Source organism: Pseudomonas sp. 9Ag (assembly GCF_902506445.1).
In the GTDB taxonomy this organism is placed as follows: Bacteria; Pseudomonadota; Gammaproteobacteria; order Pseudomonadales; family Pseudomonadaceae; genus Stutzerimonas; species Stutzerimonas stutzeri_AB.
Map to the genome: position 1 here is coordinate 2,861,860 of NZ_LR733836.1, position 20,619 is coordinate 2,882,478.

Genomic DNA, 20,619 nt, shown 5'->3' on the forward strand with positions numbered 1-20,619 from the left:
AATTGCCACTATGACCAAGCAGGTTGTCTATCGCAGGGCTTTGCGGCGGATCCAATCATACTTGTCGCGCTCATGCGACCATGGTCGCAGCCGCAACACGCCGCCCCGTTTTACTGCGAAACTTTACCCATTCAACTATCAATGAGCGGTAATTCCGGCCATCCGAAACCTGCAGAGTATGAGCAGCACCCAAGCACTATCCCGGTAGCCTCCCATCTATCGGCTGCGCCTGAACGCAGCTCGAGTGACCAGGCCGGCTACTGGCAAATGTGAGTGCTGCCCGACCCGGCATGACTCGACCACCCGGCAGAAATGGCCAGGCTGAAGCCCGCTTGATTTATGTGTATCTGGAGTTCGCATGTCGTTGTCCGGTGGGCTGATTGCGCTGGTCGCCCTCACTTATATGGCCGTGCTGTTTGCCATTGCCTTCTACGGCGATCGCAACCGCAGCCAGTTGTCGCCGCGGGTTCGTGCCTGGGTTTATAGCCTGTCGCTGGCGGTCTATTGCACCAGCTGGACCTTTTTCGGCGCGGTCGGCCAGGCGGCTGAACAACTCTGGGCCTTCTTGCCGATCTACCTTGGCCCGATTCTGCTGATGCTGCTGGCGCCTCAGGTCATCCAGAAGATGATCATGATCAGCAAGCAGGAAAACATCACTTCGATTGCCGACTTTATTGCGGCGCGCTACGGCAAGTCGCAGCCGCTGGCGGTGGTGGTGACGCTTATCTGTCTGGTCGGCGTGCTGCCCTACATCGCACTGCAGCTCAAGGGCATCGTCCTTGGCGTGAACCTGCTGGTGGGCAATGAAGGCGAGGCCGCAGCCGGCTCCGGCGCGCAGGACACCGCGCTGATCGTATCGATGGTGCTGGCGCTGTTCACCATTCTGTTCGGCACTCGCAACCTGGACGTGACCGAGCACCACCGCGGCATGGTCCTGGCTATTGCTTTCGAGGCATTGGTCAAGCTGTTTGCCTTTCTCGCGATCGGCGCCTTTGTCACCTTTGGCCTGTTCGATGGTTTCGGCGACTTGTTCAACCGCGCCCACGACGCCCCCGAACTCTCGGCCTTTTGGCAGGAGACGGTGAACTGGCCGGCCATGATGGTGCAGACCACCGTCGCGCTGATGGCGATCGTTTGCCTTCCACGCCAGTTTCACGTGACGGTGGTGGAAAACATCGAACCGCGCGACTTCCGCCTGGCCCGCTGGGTATTCCCGCTGTATCTGGTGCTGGCCGCCGTGTTCGTCATCCCGATCGCCCTTGCGGGTCAGTTGCTGTTGCCCAGCGGCGTCAGCCCGGACTCCTTCGTGATCAGCCTGCCGCTGGCAGAATCGCATCCAGCCCTGGCCCTGCTCGCCTTCATTGGCGGGGCGTCAGCGGCGACCGGCATGGTCATCGTGGCCAGCGTGGCGCTGTCGACCATGGTCTCCAACGACATGCTGCTGCCCTGGTTGCTGCGTCGCAAGGAAGCCGAACAGCCGTTTGAAGTGTTCCGCCACTGGATGCTCTCGGTGCGCCGGATCAGCATCGTCGCGATCCTGCTGCTGGCTTATGTCAGCTATCGCCTGCTGGGCTCCAACGCGAGCCTGGCGACCATCGGCCAGATCGCCTTTGCCGCGCTCACTCAGTTGGCACCAGCCATGGTCGGCGCCCTGTACTGGAAGCAGGCTAACCGCCGCGGTGTGTTTGCCGGCCTCACTGCGGGCGGATTGATCTGGATTTACACCCTGATCCTGCCGCTGCTCGGCTGGCCGCTGGAAATGTTCCCCGGCCTGCAGTGGATGTACACAGCCGATCTGCCATTCAACACCAGCGCGCTGACGCTTGGCGTCACCCTGTCGCTGGTGGGCAACGCGACGCTGTTCTTCTGGGTGTCCATCCTGTCGCAGACGCGCGTCGCCGAACACTGGCAGGCCAGCCGTTTCATCGGTCAGGAAATTCACTCCACCGCGAGCACCCGCCGGCTGCTTGCCGTGCAGGTGGAGGACCTGCTCTTGCTGGCCTCGCGTTTCGTTGGTGCCGAGCGCGCCGAACTCAGCTTCCAGCGCTTCGCCCGGCGTCACGGTCACGACTATTCACCCCGGCAGCAGGCTGACGGCCAATGGATCGCCCATACCGAACGACTGCTGGCCGGGGTACTGGGCGCCTCGTCCACCCGTGCCGTAGTCAAGGCTGCGCTGGAAGGCCGCGACATGCAGGTTGATGACGTGGTGCGCATCGTCGGCGAAGCCTCCGAGGTGCTGCAGTTCAACCGCGCACTGCTGCAAGGAGCAATCGAGAACATTACCCAGGGCATCAGCGTGGTCGACCAGTCGCTGCGGCTGGTGGCCTGGAACCACCGCTATCTGGAAATGTTCGAGTACCCGGACGGGCTGGTCTACATCGGCCGCCCGATCGCCGACATCATCCGCTACAACGCCGAACGGGGCCTTTGCGGTCCCGGTGATGCCGATACGCACGTAGCCAAGCGGCTTTACTGGATGCGTCAGGGCCGTGCGCACACCTCGGAGCGCACCTTCCCCAACGGCCGGGTGGTCGAGCTGATCGGCAACCCCATGCCCGGTGGCGGCTTCGTCATGAGCTTCAGCGACATCACCGCCTACCGTGACGCCGAACGTGCCCTGAAAGAAGCCAATGAAGGCCTCGAACAGCGCGTCAGCGAACGCACGCAGGAACTGTCCAAACTGAACAAGGCGCTGACGGCCGCTAAGAGTGCGGCCGAGGCCGCCAGCCAGTCGAAGACACGCTTCCTTGCCGCAGTCAGTCATGACCTGATGCAGCCCCTGAACGCGGCGCGGCTGTTTTCCGCCGCGCTGTCGCACCAGCACGACGCCCTGCCGGTAGAAGCGCGGGAACTGGTGCGTCATCTGGACAGCTCCCTGCGCTCTGCCGAGGACCTCATCTCCGATCTGCTCGATATCTCGCGGCTGGAAAACGGTCGCATCACACCCGACCGCAACCCCTTCCCGCTGGCGACCCTGTTCGACACCCTGTCCACGGAGTTCACCATGCTTGCCGCCGAACAGGGCGTCGACTTCAGGGTGCATGGCAGTCGTTTGCGGGTCGACAGCGATATCCGCCTGCTGCGCCGAGTGCTGCAAAACTTCCTCACCAACGCCTTCCGTTACGCCAAAGGCCGCGTGGTGCTGGGAGTGCGTCGCCAGGGCTCCTCGTTACGTCTTGAGGTGTGGGACCACGGCCCGGGCATCGCCGAGGACAAACTGCGCGTGATCTTCGAAGAATTCAAACGGCTGGACAGCCATCAGACGCGCGCCGAGAAAGGGCTCGGACTGGGTCTGGCGATTGCGGACGGCTTCTGCCAGGTGCTCAATCATCCACTTGCGGTTCACTCCTGGCCCGGCAAAGGCAGCGTATTCAGCGTGACCGTGCCAATCGCCAGCCAAGTGCTGCGACAGGCTACCGGCAACGGCAAAGGCGAAGCGCAGCAAACCGCCCTGACCGGCATTCAGGTGCTCTGCATCGACAACGAAGACAGCATCCTGGTGGGGATGAACAGCCTGTTGTCACGCTGGGGCTGCCAGGTCTGGACGGCCAGTAACCGGGCCGAATGCGAGGCGTTGCTGCGCGAGGATGTGCGTCCGCAACTGGTGCTGGTCGACTACCACCTGGACCACGGTGAGACAGGTTCGGAGCTGATGGCCTGGCTGCGTACCCGCCTAGGCGAGCCGGTGCCCGGAGTGGTGATCAGCGCAGACGGGCGCCCGGAGCTGATCGCCGCGATCCACGCGGCGGGACTGGATTTTCTCCCTAAGCCGGTCAAGCCTGCCGCGCTGCGCGCACTGATGAGCCGTCACGTTCCGCTGCATTGATGCCGCGTTGCGCCAGCGCAAGCCGCCGCGGCAGCGAGACGGCTAGACTGATGTCATCAGAAGTTGCTGACGGCCTTTGCCCATGACCCTCGAATTACTGTTGAACCTGGCAACCGCTCTCGGCGTGGGCCTGCTGATCGGTACGGAACGAAGCTGGAGCGGCGGTGACCAGGAAGGCCAGGAGATGGCCGGCATTCGCACCTTCGGCCTGGCAGGACTGTTCGGCGGCTTGGCTGCACTGAGCGCCAGTCACTTCGGTATGCCCGCCTGGATTGCAATGTTCGTCGTACTGGCCCTGTTGACGATTGCCGGCTATGTAATCGAATCCCGCACCAACAGCGACCACGGCATGACCACCGAGATGGCGCTGCTGCTGACCTTCCTGCTGGGCAGCCTCGCGGTAGCGGAGAGTCGCTTGCTGGCCGCCTCCGTGGCGATCGTCGTAGCGCTGCTGTTGAGCCTGAAAGCGCGTCTACACGGCGCGCTGCACAAGCTCAACGAGGCCGAACTGAGCGGCGTACTGAAACTGCTGTTCATTTCCGTGGTGCTGCTGCCAGCGCTACCCAATCAGGGTTATGGACCCTGGCAAGCTTTCAACCCCTACACCACCTGGTGGATGGTGGTGCTGATCGCCGGCATTGGCTTTGCCGCCTATGTCGCCATCCGTCTGCTGGGCACCCGACACGGATTGATGGTCACGGCGCTGCTGGGCGGCATTGTTTCATCCACGGCGATGACCATCACCCTTGCTCGACTGGACTCAGGGAAAATGCGCCATGCCTTGGCCGCCGGTCTTCTGGCAACCTCGGCGCTGATGTTCCCGCGGGTGCTGCTGGAAGTCGGGGTGGTCAATCGGGCGTTGCTACCGGCATTGCTTGCGCCGATGCTGACGGCCGGTCTGATCTACGCCGCCGGTGCGTTGTTTTACTACTTGCGCGCCGGTCAGCAGCACGACAACACCGCCGAGCCGCCCTTGAAGAACCCCTTCGAACTTGGCCCCGCGCTGCGTTTTGCTGGCCTGTTAGTACTCATCCTGTTCCTCGTCGAAGCCGCGCAACGAGGGCTTGGCGATGCGGGGGTCTATCTGGTTTCCCTGTTGTCAGGGCTGACTGATGTGGATGCCATCACCCTGTCACTGGCCAACAGCGCCCGGACCGACCTGGCGGAGCAGGTCGCGGTGCAGGGAATCTTTCTCGCCGCGCTGAGCAACAGCCTAGTCAAGGGCGGCCTGATCGTCTTTATCGGAGGGCGTACCCTGGCGCTGCTGACCTTGCCGTTCATGCTCAGCGGTCTTCTCGCCGGCCTGGGAGTGCTGTGGCTGCTGTGACAGAGACGCGCGCTATTCCTCGGCCTCCAGCGGCGCCTCGGCCCCGGCGCGCTCGAGCCAGTCGGCCGGCAGGCGCTTGCTCGCCCGTGCACCCAACAACTTGAGCTGTTCGGCGCGGCTCACCAGATTGCCGCGCCCGTCGGTGAGCTTGTTGCGCGCGCCGAGGTAAGCCTTGTCAAGTTGCTGCAGGCGGCTGCCGATTTCGTCCAGATCCTGAATGAACGCCGCGAACTTGTCGTAGAGCGCCCCAGCACGCTCGGCAATTTCGCGGGCGTTCTGGCTCTGTCGCTCCTGGCGCCAGAGGCTGTCGATCACCCGTAGCGTCGCCAGCAACGTCGTCGGGCTGACGATCACAATGTGCTTGCTGTAGGCCTCCTGAAACAGCTCCGGGTCGCCTTGCAACGCCGCCGCGAACGCAGCTTCGATCGGCACGAAAAGCAGGACGAAATCCAGACTCTGTAGCCCCCCAAGCCGCTGATAGTCCTTGAGCGACAAGCCCTTTAGATGGTTACGCAGCGACAGCACGTGCTGCTTGAGTGCAAGCACACGGCTGCTTTCATCCTCGGCGCTGATCATCGCCTGGTAGGCGGTCAGGCTGACCTTGGCATCCACCACGACCTGCTTGTCGCCGGGCAGCTGAATCAGGACGTCGGGCTGAAAGCGTTCGCCATCGGAGCTCTTGAGACTGACCTGAGTATGGTATTCGCGGCCTTTTTCGAGGCCGGCATGCTCAAGCACCCGCTCAAGGATCAACTCGCCCCAGTTGCCCTGAGTCTTCTGCCCCTGCAGCGCGCGAGTCAGGTTGGTCGCTTCATCACCGAGGCGCTGATTGAGCTGCTGCAACCGCTCCAGCTCCTTGGCCAGGGAAAAGCGCTCACGCGCCTCGTTCTGGTAGCTCTCCTCGACGCGCTTCTCGAATGACTGAATTCGTTCTCTAAGCGGATCGAGCAGCTGCCCAAGCCGCTCATGGCTGGTCTCGGCAAAACGCTGCTCGCGCTCCTCGAAGATCTTGCCCGCCAGCTCGGCAAACTGCGCACGCAATTCATCGCGCGCACCCTGAAGATCTTCCAGGCGCTGCTCGTGGGTTTTCTGCTGTTCGTTCAATTCGGCTGTAACCCCGGCGTGAGCGGCGCTCAGCGCGCGCAGCTCGGCTTGCTGAGCATCGCGCTCGGCCTGCAGGTCATCAAGGGTTTCGCGGGTTTCTAGGCGCTGAGCCTGCAGCCATTCGGTTTCCCGCCGCAGCACGGCGGCTTCCGCCTGCAGCGCCGCCCGGGCCTCATGCAGGTCGGCCTGCTCCTGACGACTGGTTTCCAGCTGCGCGCCGAGGCCTTCCTGCGCCATGACCGCCTGACTCAGCCGCTCGTCCAGCAACGAAAGCTCAGCCCGCTGCAGGGACAGGCGCCGTTGCAGTGACAACGTGACGACGGCGAGTAATAAACAGAGGGCACCGAGACCGGCTGCTAGATAGAGGGGATCGAGAGGCATGTACGGCTCCGACTGAACTGCCCGGCAGTATAGCCAGCCAGCCCGTACAGGTCAGGCCGGCCCGTCTGCGACGCCGAATCTAGCGCTTGGCCGGCAGCCGCAAAAGGATGCGCGAGGCTTCGGCCGAGCCTTGGGCCGCTGCCTGTTCCAGCCAGTGGCGCGCTTTGGACAGCTCGCGGTGCTGCCCCTGACAGTAAAGCTGACCGAGCTCGAGCTGGGCCTGACGGTCGCCGGCTCTTGCTGCCTGGCGCAGCAGTTCGAAACCGATGCGGCGATCACGCTGGCTGTCGCAGTCATGACAGAGCAAGCGTCCCAGTCGGCTCTGTGCTTCAACTACACCTTCGAGTGCCGGCTGCTTGAGCATCCGACCCGCGATACGTTTAACACTCTTGGTCTGTCCTAGACGCTGGCTGTCCAGCAGCCACAACGCCATGCGCATCGGCAGGCGTGGAGAAGATGATGTGCTCTCGAGCGGGCTCGAGGCGAGTGGACGCGTTCTCATGGTCACCGAATGGTTCGGGGGAACAAGGGCGCGCACTCTACTCCTTTTTTCACAGAGTTAAAGTCTTGAAAAAATCGGAAATACACGATCTGGTTCACACAATTTTTTAATCCACAGAAGCTGTGGATAAGTCTGTGGGCAAACAGGTTACAAAATCCCCTAGAGCCTATGGTTAGTGGGCTCGAGTTAAACTGGCGTTTTTTTCGACAACGCAAAATATGCTTATTTTTCAATTAGTTATTGAAGACATAAGCTTCCGCTTGGTTTGCGACAGATTGTCATAAGCGCTTGACAAGGCATGCTGGCAGATGTGCACAAGTTTGGCGCAGCCCTCTCCAAACGCCCGCCAGAGCGCTGTTCCTGGCCTTGCCGCTGATTTCCTGGGAACTTTCCAAGTGAAGATCAGTCTCGCCGAACACGCATCGGGGCCGGTCGCAAGCGCGCCATGACCGGCCTATGCTAGAGCATCGATTTTCAGCGGAACGGGTCATGACAAAGCGGCGGACAATCCTCGTCTGGGCGGTTGCCGGCCTGACTCTACTCATCATTGGGTTCGGGTTTTACGCAGGCTTTCGCTGGCAGCAGTTGAAGCGTGACCTCGGGATCGTCACGCTTGAGGTGAGCGGACCGCGCCTGACACTCAGCCACCTTGCCGTGCGACAGATTGTCCTTGTCAGACAGCCATCAGCCGACGAGCGGCTCGCAGTATTTCTCGATGAACTACGGCTCGACTTTGCAGACGGTTGGCAATTGCTGCCGCTGCAGTCACTGCGCATCAAGCGCCTCGACGCGCAGTGGCAGCCCCCGTCGAGCAACGATGACAACCCGCCCTTCTCTTTGCCCGACTTTAATCAACTGGTCGACTGGTCAGCCTGGCTGCCGCGACAAGCACAGATCGACTCGCTGGACCTGACCGTGCCCTGCGCAAGCGGAACCTGCCAGGCTCAAGGGCAACTGACGTGGAGGCTTGGCGAGCACGCCCCCTTGCCCGCCACGCTTGATCTGCAGCTGGACCATCAGACGCACCACCTGGCGCTGGAGCTGCAAGCCTACGAGCAAGACAGCGACACCCATCTGGATCTCGATCTCCAGCTCGACGGTCAGCAGCGCTTGAGCATGCAAAACCAGCTTTCGGCAAACAGCGACTCGACACTCTGGCGCGGCACATTGGCCATGAACGAATTGCCGGAAGCGCCTTGGCTGCTGGATTGGCTAAGTGAATGGGTGGCTTATTCGCCGCCCGCGCTGCCGGCACTGCCGGAGCAGATGCGGATCGGCGCAGGCTGGGCACTGCAGATCGACACGCAGGCTCTGCCGCAGGATTGGAAAGCGCTGAACGGCGAACTGCGGTTGTCGGCCAATTTGCCGGCGCCATGGCCAGTGGTCGGCCTGGGCCAGGTACAGGGTCAGGTCGACCTCAGCGTTCGTGCCGATGGCGGCCTCTGGATACCAACCGAACTGAACGGCGATCTCACCCTGCAGCCGGTCGCCGATCTGTTCGCCGGATTGCCGGACCCACTGCGCCCACGGGCCGTCAGCCTCAAGATCGTTCCGGCACAGAATGACGAGGCACCCCAGACGCTGCCCTTGAATGTTCAGCTGGCTGCCAGCGGTCCCTCGCCTATGACGCTCGATACGCACCTGGTACTGCAAACCGCTGCGCCCTATACAGCAGCCTTTGACCGCACCCAGGTCAAGCTGCGCAGCCCGGCGATCACAGGGGCGGACTTCAGCTTTAAAGGCTTCGAAGCGGACCTGCGATTAAGCGGACGGGTTTCACAACAAGACGCGACCGTTCGCCTGGAAAAAGGCTCGAAGCTACGGCTGAACAGCCTGACAGCCGCCTCAGACCTAGCAGCCAGCACGCTGATGATGGAGCTGGCGGGGCTCGGCGCTGAGGCAAGCTTCAGCGATGGTCAGATTCAGAGTTTGGCGGTCACTGGAAAAACAGCCGTAACCGCCGGTGAAGTGAAGCAGCCCGCGTTGCGTCCTCAGGGCTGGCGCTGGAGCGGCACGCTCAATGCGGACCAGTCCCAGATTTCGCTCGACGGCCCGCTGAGCAACGACGCCGGAATCAGCCTGCCGTTGAAGCTGACCCATACCCGGGTGGACAGCGCGACTCGACTCAATGTCACCCTGCCGGAGCTGTTCCTGCGTGCTGGCAATCCGCTGGCCGCGAGCCTCGCCGATTGGCCGCCACTGCTGGAACTCAACAACGGCCGCATGCAGGCCCAGGCGCAACTCAACCTGCCCGGCAGCGGCGCACTTGCGGCAACGGCCAAGCTCAGCGCAAAGGGGCTGGGGGGTATTTACGACCGCACCGAACTCAGTGGGCTCGATGCTGAGCTGTCAGCCGTCCTGCGGCGCAATCAACTGCGGCTGGACGTGTCCGAACTGACGCTGCGTGAAGCCAATCCCGGCTTTACCTTTGGCCCCCTGCGCTTTGCCGGCGAATACGCGGCCTCGCTCGATACGCTCGCTCAGGGGCGCCTGGCCTGGAGTACCGCCGAGGTGCGGCTGCTCGGTGGTCGCCTATGGCTGGAACCAGGCGCGGCCGACCTCGCGGCAGGTACCCAACAATTGCATGCCCATCTGCGCGGCCTGCAATTGCCTTTGTTGCTCGAAGCCTATCCTGCCGAGGGACTCACCGGCACTGGCGTGATCGATGGAGAACTGCAGCTGCAGCGCAGCGAAGCCGGTATCAGTATCGAGCAAGGCTCGCTGCAGGCGCGCGAACCTGGAGGCGCGCTGCAATTCCGCTCGCCGAAGATCCAGGCCCTGGGGCAGGCCAACCCGGCGATGCGCCTGGTGACCGAGGCACTGGATGACTTCCACTACGATCTTCTGGCCAGCGACGTACATTACGCCGCTGACGGAAAGCTGGACCTGGGACTGAAACTGCATGGAAGAAACCCAGCACTGGAAGGCGGCCGCCCGATCAACTTCTCGATCAATCTGGAGGAAGACATTCCAGCGCTGCTGACCAGCCTTCAGTTATCCGACCGGGTCAGCGAAACCATTCAACGGCGCGTGCAGGAACGCCTCAGATAAGGCACTGTAACGCCGTCCTCGACCTGGAGATGCCGTCATGCGGTTGCCCCACCCGATCAGCATTTTACTGCTCGCCCTCCTCGCCAGCGCCTGTACGCCACGCGTAGAGCTCGCCGTGCCCAACGAGCCAATTAACATCAACCTCAACGTGAAAATCGAGCACGAGATCTACATCAAGGTCGACAAGCAGCTCGACTCGATCATCAATGAAGACAGCGGCCTGTTCTGAGGAGCGTTATGAAGACCTATCTGAAACTTGGAACCCTGCTGCTGGCGCTGTGCCTCGCCCTGCCGGCCGCGGCCATGACACTCAACGAAGCCATGTCCGCGCTCGGCCAAGCCAAGGCCAGCGGCCAGCTCGGCGAAAAGCCCGACGGCTATCTGGGCGTGGTGCAGAGTGGCGGCCAGGCTGAAGAAATCGCCAGCCAGATCAACCAGGCGCGGCGCGCCGAGTACTATCGCCTGGCGCAGAAGAACGGCATCGGTGTCGCTGACGTCGAGGCGATTGCCGGCAAAAAGGCCATCGAGAAAACCCCAGCTGGACAGATCATTCAGCTGAACGGCAACTGGATCAGAAAGTAAGCGAAGCCTCCGCGGGGTGCATCCGCACCCCGTTTCTTTTCGACTTTAGAACCAGGTCGAAACCGTCAGCGATCCGAACTGATCGTGCTGGTCTTGCCCGTTGAATTCACGGGTGCGCCAGACCCTGGCGAAAGCCAATTGCCAACTGTTCCAGGTCAGCGCGACGCCTGCTTTGGCATCGCCAACCCACTCGTTTGGGTCTACCGAATGGCTGTCCTTGAAGGTATTGCCTTCGAGCAACATGTTTTGCGCCATGTAGCGCCCTTCGACGTCCGCGAACAGGCTCCAGGCGAAGCCGCCGCCCTGATCAAAAAACATACTGCCACTTTGGGCGGGCGCCACGGCCGGAATGCTGAAGCTGCGCTCCAGCCGCTGCCCGATGCGCAAGCCGAACCCGGCAGAACCGTAGGTATAGAGATTGCCCAGTGCAAAACCGGCACTCGGGCCGTATTCGAACTCCAGCCCGCCAAGGCGTTGCTGCTGCCACCAGCGGTACTGGTAAGCGAGGTTGACGAAGGGTTCGTTGCGCAGCTGGTTGTCCCAGCCGCGCGGGTCGTCGCTATTGGTGATTTCATGGACCCGGCGCTGAATTTTCTCGCCACCGGCCGCCGGGCCGACGATACCGATGTCCAGATGCAACCCACTGGCGCCGCGCCAACCCTCGTGTTGGTCATCCGAGAAGATCGACATGCCGGCAAACAGCAGCGCAGCATAGGGACGGTCATCCTCGATCAGCTCCGCACGCCTGATGTTGTCCGGCGTATAGAGCTGATGGCCAAGCCGATAGGCGATGTTGTCGACCTCCTTTGCCTCCCAGCCTGGCATCGCCTCTGCGAACCGTCGCGACCAGTGATCGGCGTCGGGCTTGAACGAGCGCATCAGCTCGAACCCGTTGGTGTAGTGGCCATCGTCAGAAGCAAAAATGTCGTTTTCGATTTTCAGCGAGTACAGGCCCGCCTGGCTCACCAGCGGCGTACAAGAAACAATGACGGCGAGGGACACGCGTGTGCGCAGCGGCGAAATAGCCATGACCCGGCTCCTTGGTTACATGCAAACAGGTATGTATCAGCCTGTTAGAGCCGGGCCGCAGGTTAAACGTTCAGCATGAGCGCGGTGCACGAGATGCGCAACGGCATGGATGGCCGCCTGTAAATGAGCGCATCAGGTTCCGATGACGCCCCCGTCATTTTTGGTGATGAGCACCGTGGAAGAACGAGGGCGCGTCTTGCCATCGCTGGTTGGGAAGCTCAGCTCGGGGTGTTGGATATTGATCCACATGGCGCGGTAATCCGGACTCCAGGTGATGCCTGTGATCTCGCACCCACGCGGGCCAACCAGGAAGCGCCTGACCTCGCGAGTTCGAGGGTCAGCGCAGAGCAGCTGATTGGTGCCCATGGCCTGCATCGCGGCCTCTTCGTCGCCGTAGTCGGTTTCGATCCACAGCCGCCCTGCTTCGTCGAACGCCAGGCCATCTGGAGAGGAGAAGATGTCGCCGTTGATCGTACCGGTGAGGTTGGGTGGCACCGGCTGGCCGCTGGCATCCTTGGCGCCTGGTTGTTCCCCGGCCAGTAGAAAGACTTCCCAGGTAAAGGCGGTGGCGGTCGGGTCGGCGCCCTTCTCGCTCCAACGCAGAATCTGTCCGTGCAGGTTGACTGGCCTCGGGTTGGCCTTGTCGGTTGGCCACTTGACTCCACGGTTGTCGTTGTTGGTGAGTGTTACGTAGACCTCACGGCTACGCGGGTGCACTGCAACCCACTCGGGTCGGTCCATGGGCGTCGCACCCGCTTGGTCCGCAGCGGCACGCGCATTGAGCAGCACCTCGGCCTGATCGGTGAATCCATTCTCGACGGTGAGCCCGTTCTGGCCGTGGACCAGCGCCAGCCATTCACCGCTGCCATCGGCTATGAATCGCGCCACGTAGAGCGTGCCGCTATCGAGCAACTGGCGGTTAGCCTGATCGGCGCCCGGCACGAAGCGGCCGGCGGGGACGAACTTGTAGACGTACTCGCCCTTGGTGTCGTCGCCTGAGTAGAACGCCATGCGGCCGTCTTCACCCAATGAGAGCACCGAGCATTCGCGGCAGTAGCGGCCAAAAGCGGTGCGCTTGACCGGTTTGCTCTGCGGGTCGAACGGGTCGACCTCGACCACCCAACCAAAGCGGTTCGGTTCGTTCACGTAGCCGCTATGGGGTTGCGTCGGGTCCGGGGTGGCGTTGAAGCGCGCGTCGGCGGTTTCCCAGCCGTAGAGCTTGCTCAAGCCTTCGCCAGCGATGCCGTAGCGCTTGTGCGACGTGCGCTTGGCCAGATCAGCCGCATCGTGATTGACGAAGTAGTTGTGCCAGTTCTCTTCACACATCAGGTAGGTGCCCCAGGGCGTGACGCCGCTGGAGCAGTTGTTGACCGTGCCGATGATTTCGCGCCCGCTCGGGTCGGCAACAGTTTTCAGCGCCTCGTTACCAGCCAGCGGACCGCCAACTGCCATGGGCGTCATCGCGGAGAGGCGGCGGTTGTAGCGCGACGGCATGACTCGCTGCCACTGCCCCTGGGCATCCTTCTTCACCTCGATGATGCTCAGGCCGTGGGCTGCCTGTTCCTTGCGCACCTCGTCCAGCGGGCGCTTGCCGTCGACGAAAGTCATGCCGTTGGGGTGCAGCGGCGGGTTGACGTATTCGTGGTTCATCACCAGCAAGCCGTGGCTATCAGGGGCGTCAGGGAACGGGAAGAAGTGCATGCCGTCATGGTTGTCGCCGGCCTGTTTGAGCTGGGCCTGCCAGTCGTCGGTTGCGTCCGGGTTCCAATCTGGCGCATCGGCCAGCACGGCGTCGCCCCAGGAAAAGAAGGTGCGCGCGCTGTAGCCCGGCGCGACCTGCACGCTGTCGAATTTAGGGTCGAGCTGGGTAGGAATCCCGCTGAAGCCGATCAGCGAATCCGACTGTACAGCGCCACGACAGGCGCTCAGCGCGCCGCCGAGAAAGCCCAGCGCGGCGAGGCCCATGCCGCCCCTGAGCAGGTTGCGCCGACCCTGATCGACCAGCTGCCCGAGCGAGGGATTGGCGCTGGGGTTGATGGCCTGATCGTCCAGGGCGGAAAGGTTGGCGTGGAAACTCTGAAAGTCCTGTTTCATTCACTGGCTCGTCTGGCAAATGGATCTGCTGCGCATCACTGGATGCGGTAATGAAAGGTGTTCTTTACTTCGGGAACGGTCACAGCACGACCCTCGACAATACGCGGCTGATAGCGAAAGCTTTTCGCCGCCGTCAGCGATGGCCGGATAAACAGCGGGTGGCAATCCTCGAGGGCCCTCGGGTTTTCGATCCGCCCCTGCGGGTTGACCGAGTAACTCACCGTGCAGCTGCCTTCGATGCCCTTGTCCAGTGCACGCTGCGGATAGTCCGGCGCGTGCTTGGCGATCGGCAGGTACTGGCGGCTGGCAGCTGCGGCGGCCTCAGCCTGTCGCGCCCGTTCCGCTGCCGCCTGGGCCTGCTGCGCAGCCTGTTCGCGCTGTTGCGCCTCGCGCACCAGCTGCTCGCGGCGCTCAGCTTCGAGCCGTTCCTGCCGCTCACGCTGGCGTTTTTGCTCGAGCTGCTCGTCGCGTAGACGTTGCTGCTCCAGGCGCGCCGCCTCTTCCTGCTTTTTCTGCTCGGCCCGCTTGAATGCCAGCTCGGCCTGTTCGAACCGATGCTGTTCGATTCGCGGATCGACCTGCGGTTCCTCGAGCACCGGCTCGATGGCTGCCTCGACCGGCTCGGGCACGGGCTCTGGTTCGACGGGCGCCTCGAGCACCGGCTGCGGCGTGGGCAGGCTGACCAGCTGGGTTTTGAGCACCTGCGTAGAGCTGGGCGGCGTCAGTTCGGGCGTCCAGCCGTGCAGCAACAGACCGAGCACCGCGGCATGCAGCGCGACCGTTACTGTCGCCGCGCTGGCATGGCTGCGCCATTGGGGACGAGCCACCGCAAAGCTGCTAGGTAACGGCATGCTCAGACTGCTCATGGTGCGGGCTGTCCGGGGGGCGCCTCGGTGATCAGACCGAGATTGACCACCCCGCCTCGCTGCAGCTCGGCTATGCCAGCCACCACGCGGCCATAGTCCGCGGCATCATCGGCGCGCACGTAGACCTGGGTGTCGCCGCGCTCGGCAATGATTGCCGCAACCTTCCCGCGCATTTCCTCAAGGTCGATGGCGCTGTCGGTCTGGTCATCGGCGTTCAGCTCGTTGCCCAGGTTCCAGTAGAAGCCGCCATCAGCCTTGACCGAGAGCGTCAGGATCTGCCGCTCGTTCTCGGTGGGCATCGCCTCGGCGGCGACCTTGGGCAGCTCGATCTTCACGCCTTGCACCAGCATCGGCGCGGTGACCATGAAGATCACCAGCAATACCAGCATCACGTCGATATAGGGCACCACGTTCATTTCAGCCTTCGGGCCGTGTTTGCGCTGCGGTTTAACCAGCATGGCGAGGCTCCTTTCAGGCGGCTGCGGCGATGCTCGGCGAGCCGGCATGCAGCCGGCGATGCAGCCGCGCCTGCAGTTCGTTGGCGAAGCTGTAGTAGCGAGCGCTGAGGGTCTGGCCACGGGCGGAGAAGCGGTTGTAAGCCATCACTGCCGGGATCGCGGCAAACAGGCCGATGGCCGTGGCGATCAGCGCTTCGGCGATGCCTGGAGCAACGGTGGACAGGGTTGCCTGCTGCACCATGGACAGCCCGAGGAAGGAATTCATGATTCCCCAGACAGTGCCGAACAGGCCGATGTAGGGGCTGACCGAACCGACGGTAGCGAGGAATTGCAGCCCGTTTTCCAGCCGCTCTTCCTGCTCGGCGATGGCCACATAGAGGCTGCGTTCCACTCCATCGATCACCGCATCCGGAGCGATGCCGGGCTGACGCTGCAGCTGGCTGAATTCCTGATAGCCGGCGAGAAAGATGTGCTGCAGGGCAGCCTCGCGGGGAAGCGACTGCTCGTTGCCCTCGCGATAGAGCTGGCTGAGTTCGCCGCCACTGCGAAAGCGCTGCAGGAAGCTTTTCAGCAGCCGTTCGCTGCGGCGCAGCGCGGCGCCGCGCTGGATGATCAGGTACCAGCTGGCGACGGACGCCAACACCAGCGTCGTCATCACCAGTTGCACCACCAGGCTGGCTTCGCTGACCAAACCCCAGACCGACATATGTTCGTTTTGCATTTCTGCTCCTCCGGCCGTCCCATGCAACGGCGCTCATTGGATTGCATTGGGGTTACGCTTCGATGACAGCGCGGCGTAACCCGGGTGGTTCACGCCGGTCAGTCCAGCCCCAGCGCTTCGGCGACGGCCGTCCACGGCACGTATTTGTAGTTCTGAGCACCTTCAGGCATGCGCTTGCGGCCGTCCTGTACCACCAGCATGCCGCGACCCCAGACGCCGCCGAGATTGGCCGAAGTGACCTCCAGGCCATCGGTCTCCGAAGCCCCGTCGATGCCGCGCTCGGCATTCAGGCCCACGCGGAAGGCGCCGCGCACGGCATAGGGCGCGCGCGCATCGAGCACCAGATAGCTGTCGTTACCCTGGCTGGAGACCACCAGGTAATCGCCGGCCGCACCGCCATAGATCGCCAGCCCCTCAACATCGGCATGCAGCGGGCCGCCCACGTCGATGACCTTTTCCAGCGCAGCCGCATCGCTGCGCAGATCCAGCGTCCATACCGCCGCGTCTTCCTCGCCCACAAACAGTCGCTGGTTGCGGTCATCGGCGACGCAGCCTTCAGGCTGGCTGTCCACCTTGAACTCGCGCACCTGCTCGCCACGCGGCGAACCGCTGCTGCCATCCAGGCGGTACTGCAGGAAAGTGCCGTCCTTGTCGTTGGCGATGGCATGGATCGCGCCCCGGCGGTCCTTGAACAGGCACAGGCCGTAGATTTCACTGAACGGCGTTTCGATCTCGCCAATGCCGCTGACCTCGCCGCTGTGCGGCTCAATGGCGAACAAGTGCAGGCTGTTGTGATCACGATTGCTCGCCACGGCCAGATCGACCCGCTTGCCACCGAGGGTGAAGCCGTAGCGCACGTCGACATTGTTCAACCGCCCTACCGGTAGGTACTGCAGCTGCTTGCCGGTCAGGTCGTAAACCGCCAGCCCGCCTTTCTTGTCGGTGCCGAGCACGCGGCTGCGTGCCGAATCGGTCGGATTGACCCAAATCGCCGGATCGTCCGCCGCATCGCCCAGGTGCGGCACCGGATCGGTCTGCACCATCGCGGGCAGCATCGGGATAACCGGCGTCACGGCCGGCGCATCCGGTTGCCAGTCCAGGCGAGCCATGTGCGCACCGCGTTCGTCGGTCAGCAGCAGGTCGAGACCGTGTTCGCCCAATCGCGCACTGACCTGCTCCGGCTCGTCGAACCCGTCCAGCGCAATCACCTGATGGCTGCGCCAGGCATCGCCATCGCGCCGATACAGGTGCAATGCACCCGCCTCTGGATCCAGCGCCAACATGCCGCCCGGCACCAGCGCCATGCCGGCGGCGGCTTCGGCGATGCCGCCGAACGGCTGCACGATGTCGATCGGATGGCGCAGCAACGGCGCTTCGGCATCGGCGGCATAACGCCAGAGGCCAACGTTTTCCTCGTTCACCACCAGCTCGCCGGTCTGGTCGTCCGCCTGGCAGTAGCTGCTTCCCGGTGGAAGGCTCAGGCCCCGCACGCGCTTTGGCGCAGCCAGCAACTTCTGCCCTGCCGCCACCAGCCATTGCTCGCCGATGCCATCCTCACCGATCAGAAACAGGTAGCCATTGCGCCCGGCGTCGCGATACAGGCACAACCCCTCGATCGCGAAGCTGGTCTTCGGCACGTAGAGCGGCTGGCTCCACCGATGCTGGCGATCGAGCCCGAGCAGCACAGCCTGCTGACGCTTGCGGTCGAGGGTCGCGACCAGCAGGCCCTCCTCGCTGGCACGATGATCAAGCCCCTCGAAGCGGCCTTTGAACGCACTGAGCGGCGCGCCCTGTGCGTTCAGCAGCTCCACGCCGCGCGAATCCGGCCGAACCAGCAGCTGCGAAGCGCCCGGCCAGAACTTATCGGTGCCGATCAACTGCGCACTTTCGGCTTCCAGTGGCGCGGCGCTCAGTGTGCTCAGGTGCAGTGCGGCCTGGCCGGCAGCTGGCTGACCGGCGCCGGCCTGACAGGCCGCCAGTGCGATGCAAAGGCTCAGCCACAGGGGTTTAAACGACGTTACGTCCATGGTTTTTCCATTCAGCAGCCGCTGACCGGCACCGGTCCGAAGGGGAACGAAGCGGTGTCGGGGCGGCGTAAAAGTGAAGTCGGTAAGGTTCGGGATCAGAAATGCGTCAGGGTCAGGCCGAGCTTGTAGGTCGGGCCGTACTCTTCGTACTGGGCGTTGTAGTTGCTGCGCCCGGTGTAGACGAAGTAGGACTCGTCGGTGAGGTTCAGCGCCTCGAACGTCACCTGCAGGTTCGGCGTGATGAAGTAGCCGGCCTTGAAGTCGAGAAACAGCTGCTCGTCGGCGTAGAGGTCGTGCGCTTCATCGTCGACGCCGGACACCTCAGCCAGGTATTCGGACTTGTAGTTGGCCGCCAGCCGCATGTTGAAGACGTCGTTTTCCCAGCCAACCATTAGATTGCCGACCGTATCGGAGTGGTTCGGCAGGTCGATGCTGCGACTGCTGTCCTGGCCTTCGATATCCGCGTCGGACTTGCTGAGGGTGGCGTTGGCGCCGAGCAACACGCCGTTCCAGGGCGCTGGCAGCCAATCGAGCTTCTGCGAGTAGGACAACTCGACACCGTAGAGCTTGGCGCTGCTGCCATTCTCGTAGCTCAGCGCCTCGTCAAAGCCGGCCCACTGGCCGGTGCCGGCCACGTCGGTGTTGTAGATGAAGTTGTCGATGTCCTTGTAGAACAGATACGCCGACACAGCGCCCGCGCGGCCCATGTAGTGCTCGATGCCGAAGTCGTAATTCATCGACTCCAGCGGCTTGAGGTTGGGGTTACCGAACTCCGCCTCGTCGCCATCGATGATGAAACCGGGCGCCAGCTGCTCGAAGGTGGGACGCACCACGGTGTTGGTCCAGGCGGCGCGCAGAAGGGTGTCGCCCGTCAGTTGATAGCGCGCGTGCAGGCCGGGTAGCCAGTGGTCGTAGCGGTTATCGCTGGAGATGGATTCGAACTCGCCCTCGCGTATGCCGGTGCCCTTGGCGCTGAACTCGGTGCCCTCGTAACGCAGGCCGGCGATGATGCGCCACTTGTCCAGGTCCAGCGTGTTCATGAAGTAGGCGGCGTTGATGTCTTCGCTCATGTCGAAGTCGCCGATGCGCGACTCTTCTTCGTCCCGGAACGCACTCGCGTCCAGACCACCAATGAGGCCTTCAAGGGCGCCGGCGCTGATGCCGGGGCCGAAGCGGTCGAGGCTGTAGTCCACGGTCCCGTGCTGATAGTCAGCCAGAGTTAGGTCATCGAAGTCATCGTAGGCCCAGACATCGACGTCGTTGGTCTTGTCGCGCCGGCTCAGCTTGCCGCCTAGCTTAAATTGCGAGGCGTAGCCCTGGATGTCGTATTCGCGGGCCAGGTCCAGGCGGATGTTCTTTTCCTTGTCGCGGGCGTCGCTCTCTTCCCACTCCACCTCATCCAGCTCGAAGCTGGCGGGATCGTAGAAGGACGGATCGACAGTCAGACGCGGCTTAGTGGTACTGGAAAAACCAACGTCAGCGAAGTCGCCTTCGAAGGTAGCACTGGAGATGCCGCCCGGGTTGCGCTCGCGCGCCTCGCTGTAGCCGGCCTGTCCGCTAAGGGTCCACAGGCCCATCATCCGTTCGCCGCCGAACACGTAGGACTGGATGGTCTGGGTCTCCTCGCGGGACTTGATCTCGCGCCAGCCCTCGGCATTGCCCAGCTCGCCGGCCAACTGCGCATCTTCGAACTCGACCCCGGCGGCATTGCGGGTTTCGGTGTCCTTGAAGCGGCTATAGAGGGTGCGCAGGTAGTAGCTGCTGAAATCGTCTGGCTGGTAGTCGAAGTTCAGGCCGACACCGGCGCGTTCGCGGGTGATCTCATAGTCGCGCTGCTCAAACTCCTCCAACCGGGCTCCGTTCTCGAAATCCCAGTTGCCGCCGGTTTCGACGTTGTCGGAGCCGAAGTCACGCTCCTGCCAGCTCAGGGCGGCGGCGACACCGAAGTTGTCCGCGCCATCACCGAGGCTGAAGCGGTTGCTGAACGCACCGGAGAACTTGGAGCTGGTCTTGCCGACGTTCTCGTCGTAGCTGCCTTCGGTGCTGAGGCTGTAGAACAATCCGTCGTGGTCGAACGCCGACAGGCTTTCCACCTCGATGGTGCCGCCGAGGGAGTTGGCGTCCATGTCCGGGGTGAGCGTCTTGACCACCGAGAGCGACTGAACGAGTTCGGAGGGAAGCACGTCCAGCGCCACGGCGCGACGACCGCTTTCCGGTGAGGGCACCAAGGTGCCATTGATGGTAACGCTGTTCAGATCCGGCGCGATGCCGCGCACGCTGACGAAGCGGCCTTCGCCCTGGTCGCGCTCGACCGAAAGCCCAGGGATGCGCTGCAAGGCTTCGGCAGCGTTGTTGTCTGGCAACTGGCCGATACCGTCGGCATGGACCACGCTCTTCACGCTGTCGGAGTTGCGTTGTTCCTTCAATGCTTCGTCGAGGCTGACGGCCTGGCCGATCACCTCGACGTGCTCCATGACAAGCGGCTCTTCGGCCCAGGCCGAACCGGCGCTGATGGCCAGGGCCAGCAGGCTGATGCGGAACCCTGCATGGCGGATGCCGCTGCGGTATGTGCTCATGAACAAATCCCCCGAACGCTGATTACCGGGTCCATCCCGGAACTGGAGCGGACGGTAGGGGTGGGATATGGC

General features: G+C 62.9%; 14 protein-coding genes. 5 read left to right on the forward strand and 9 right to left on the reverse strand.

Features of this window, described 5'->3' with window-relative positions; genetic code table 11:
• The first annotated feature begins 358 nt into the window (after positions 1-358).
• Positions 359-3,829 (forward strand): PAS domain-containing hybrid sensor histidine kinase/response regulator, encoded by a 3,471-nt coding sequence (locus ALTERO38_RS12825; protein ID WP_159968633.1) that lies wholly within the window; start codon positions 359-361, stop codon positions 3,827-3,829.
• Between the two features lie 82 nt (positions 3,830-3,911).
• Positions 3,912-5,156: an MgtC/SapB family protein gene (locus ALTERO38_RS12830; protein ID WP_159968634.1), complete on the forward strand. Its 1,245-nt coding sequence runs from the start codon at positions 3,912-3,914 to the stop codon at positions 5,154-5,156.
• A 12-nt stretch (positions 5,157-5,168) separates the two neighbouring features.
• Here the strand turns inward: ALTERO38_RS12830 and rmuC are convergent, their stop codons facing one another.
• Both rmuC and ALTERO38_RS12840 read right to left on the reverse strand, forming a co-directional pair.
• On the reverse strand, positions 5,169-6,641 hold the full coding sequence (gene rmuC, locus ALTERO38_RS12835; protein ID WP_159968635.1) for a DNA recombination protein RmuC: 1,473 nt from the start codon (positions 6,639-6,641) through the stop codon (positions 5,169-5,171).
• Between the two features lie 79 nt (positions 6,642-6,720).
• Positions 6,721-7,074: a tetratricopeptide repeat protein gene (locus tag ALTERO38_RS12840; RefSeq protein WP_234484500.1), complete on the reverse strand. Its 354-nt coding sequence runs from the start codon at positions 7,072-7,074 to the stop codon at positions 6,721-6,723.
• Positions 7,075-7,632: 558 nt separating this feature from the next.
• Here ALTERO38_RS12840 and ALTERO38_RS12845 point away from each other — a divergent pair.
• Genes ALTERO38_RS12845 through ALTERO38_RS12855 form a run of 3 tightly spaced genes read left to right on the forward strand, consistent with a single transcriptional unit; the run spans position 7,633 to position 10,776 of the window.
• A complete protein-coding gene (locus ALTERO38_RS12845; RefSeq protein ID WP_159968636.1) occupies positions 7,633-10,194 on the forward strand; it encodes a YdbH domain-containing protein in 2,562 nt (853 codons plus the stop codon).
• A 37-nt stretch (positions 10,195-10,231) separates the two neighbouring features.
• Positions 10,232-10,423 (forward strand): YnbE family lipoprotein, encoded by a 192-nt coding sequence (locus tag ALTERO38_RS12850; protein WP_073300661.1) that lies wholly within the window; start codon positions 10,232-10,234, stop codon positions 10,421-10,423.
• Positions 10,424-10,431: 8 nt separating this feature from the next.
• The gene (locus tag ALTERO38_RS12855; RefSeq protein ID WP_159968637.1) at positions 10,432-10,776 is read left to right on the forward strand and encodes a YdbL family protein; all 345 of its coding nucleotides are present in this window, start codon (positions 10,432-10,434) and stop codon (positions 10,774-10,776) included.
• A gap of 45 nt (positions 10,777-10,821) precedes the next feature.
• Here the strand turns inward: ALTERO38_RS12855 and ALTERO38_RS12860 are convergent, their stop codons facing one another.
• The 7 genes from ALTERO38_RS12860 to ALTERO38_RS12890 form a co-directional block, all read right to left on the reverse strand.
• Complete coding sequence (locus tag ALTERO38_RS12860; RefSeq protein ID WP_159968638.1) at positions 10,822-11,805, reverse strand: lipid A deacylase LpxR family protein; 984 nt, start codon at positions 11,803-11,805, stop codon at positions 10,822-10,824.
• A gap of 132 nt (positions 11,806-11,937) precedes the next feature.
• Complete coding sequence (locus tag ALTERO38_RS12865) at positions 11,938-13,899, reverse strand: PhoX family phosphatase (RefSeq protein WP_159968639.1); 1,962 nt, start codon at positions 13,897-13,899, stop codon at positions 11,938-11,940.
• Between the two features lie 35 nt (positions 13,900-13,934).
• Positions 13,935-14,765 (reverse strand): TonB family protein, encoded by an 831-nt coding sequence (locus ALTERO38_RS12870; protein ID WP_159968640.1) that lies wholly within the window; start codon positions 14,763-14,765, stop codon positions 13,935-13,937.
• A complete protein-coding gene (tolR, locus tag ALTERO38_RS12875; RefSeq protein ID WP_159968641.1) occupies positions 14,762-15,223 on the reverse strand; it encodes a protein TolR in 462 nt (153 codons plus the stop codon). The genes ALTERO38_RS12870 and tolR overlap by 4 nt, the downstream gene beginning before the upstream one ends.
• A 13-nt stretch (positions 15,224-15,236) precedes the next feature.
• Positions 15,237-15,944, reverse strand: coding sequence for a protein TolQ (gene tolQ, locus ALTERO38_RS12880; RefSeq protein WP_159968642.1), 708 nt, complete (start codon positions 15,942-15,944; stop codon positions 15,237-15,239).
• A gap of 98 nt (positions 15,945-16,042) precedes the next feature.
• Positions 16,043-17,971 carry a phytase gene (locus ALTERO38_RS12885; protein WP_159968643.1) on the reverse strand — a complete coding sequence of 643 codons (1,929 nt, stop codon included), beginning with the start codon at positions 17,969-17,971 and terminating at the stop codon, positions 16,043-16,045.
• A gap of 95 nt (positions 17,972-18,066) precedes the next feature.
• A complete protein-coding gene (locus ALTERO38_RS12890) occupies positions 18,067-20,547 on the reverse strand; it encodes a TonB-dependent receptor (protein ID WP_159968644.1) in 2,481 nt (826 codons plus the stop codon).
• Positions 20,548-20,619 lie beyond the last annotated feature (72 nt).

What these genes read in the sequence shown, in the direction of transcription:
- ALTERO38_RS12845 (WP_159968636.1), top strand. Translation starts at nt 7,633, where the DNA reads ATGACAAAGCGGCGGACAATCCTCGTCTGGGCGGTTGCCGGCCTGACT.
- ALTERO38_RS12825 (WP_159968633.1), top strand. Translation starts at nt 359, where the DNA reads ATGTCGTTGTCCGGTGGGCTGATTGCGCTGGTCGCCCTCACTTATATG.
- ALTERO38_RS12885 (WP_159968643.1), bottom strand. Translation starts at nt 17,971, where the DNA reads ATGGACGTAACGTCGTTTAAACCCCTGTGGCTGAGCCTTTGCATCGCA.
- ALTERO38_RS12860 (WP_159968638.1), bottom strand. Translation starts at nt 11,805, where the DNA reads ATGGCTATTTCGCCGCTGCGCACACGCGTGTCCCTCGCCGTCATTGTT.
- ALTERO38_RS12840 (WP_234484500.1), bottom strand. Translation starts at nt 7,074, where the DNA reads ATGGCGTTGTGGCTGCTGGACAGCCAGCGTCTAGGACAGACCAAGAGT.
- ALTERO38_RS12870 (WP_159968640.1), bottom strand. Translation starts at nt 14,765, where the DNA reads ATGAGCAGTCTGAGCATGCCGTTACCTAGCAGCTTTGCGGTGGCTCGT.
- ALTERO38_RS12850 (WP_073300661.1), top strand. Translation starts at nt 10,232, where the DNA reads ATGCGGTTGCCCCACCCGATCAGCATTTTACTGCTCGCCCTCCTCGCC.
- tolR (WP_159968641.1), bottom strand. Translation starts at nt 15,223, where the DNA reads ATGCTGGTTAAACCGCAGCGCAAACACGGCCCGAAGGCTGAAATGAAC.
- ALTERO38_RS12865 (WP_159968639.1), bottom strand. Translation starts at nt 13,899, where the DNA reads ATGAAACAGGACTTTCAGAGTTTCCACGCCAACCTTTCCGCCCTGGAC.
- ALTERO38_RS12890 (WP_159968644.1), bottom strand. Translation starts at nt 20,547, where the DNA reads ATGAGCACATACCGCAGCGGCATCCGCCATGCAGGGTTCCGCATCAGC.
- ALTERO38_RS12855 (WP_159968637.1), top strand. Translation starts at nt 10,432, where the DNA reads ATGAAGACCTATCTGAAACTTGGAACCCTGCTGCTGGCGCTGTGCCTC.
- ALTERO38_RS12830 (WP_159968634.1), top strand. Translation starts at nt 3,912, where the DNA reads ATGACCCTCGAATTACTGTTGAACCTGGCAACCGCTCTCGGCGTGGGC.
- tolQ (WP_159968642.1), bottom strand. Translation starts at nt 15,944, where the DNA reads ATGCAAAACGAACATATGTCGGTCTGGGGTTTGGTCAGCGAAGCCAGC.
- rmuC (WP_159968635.1), bottom strand. Translation starts at nt 6,641, where the DNA reads ATGCCTCTCGATCCCCTCTATCTAGCAGCCGGTCTCGGTGCCCTCTGT.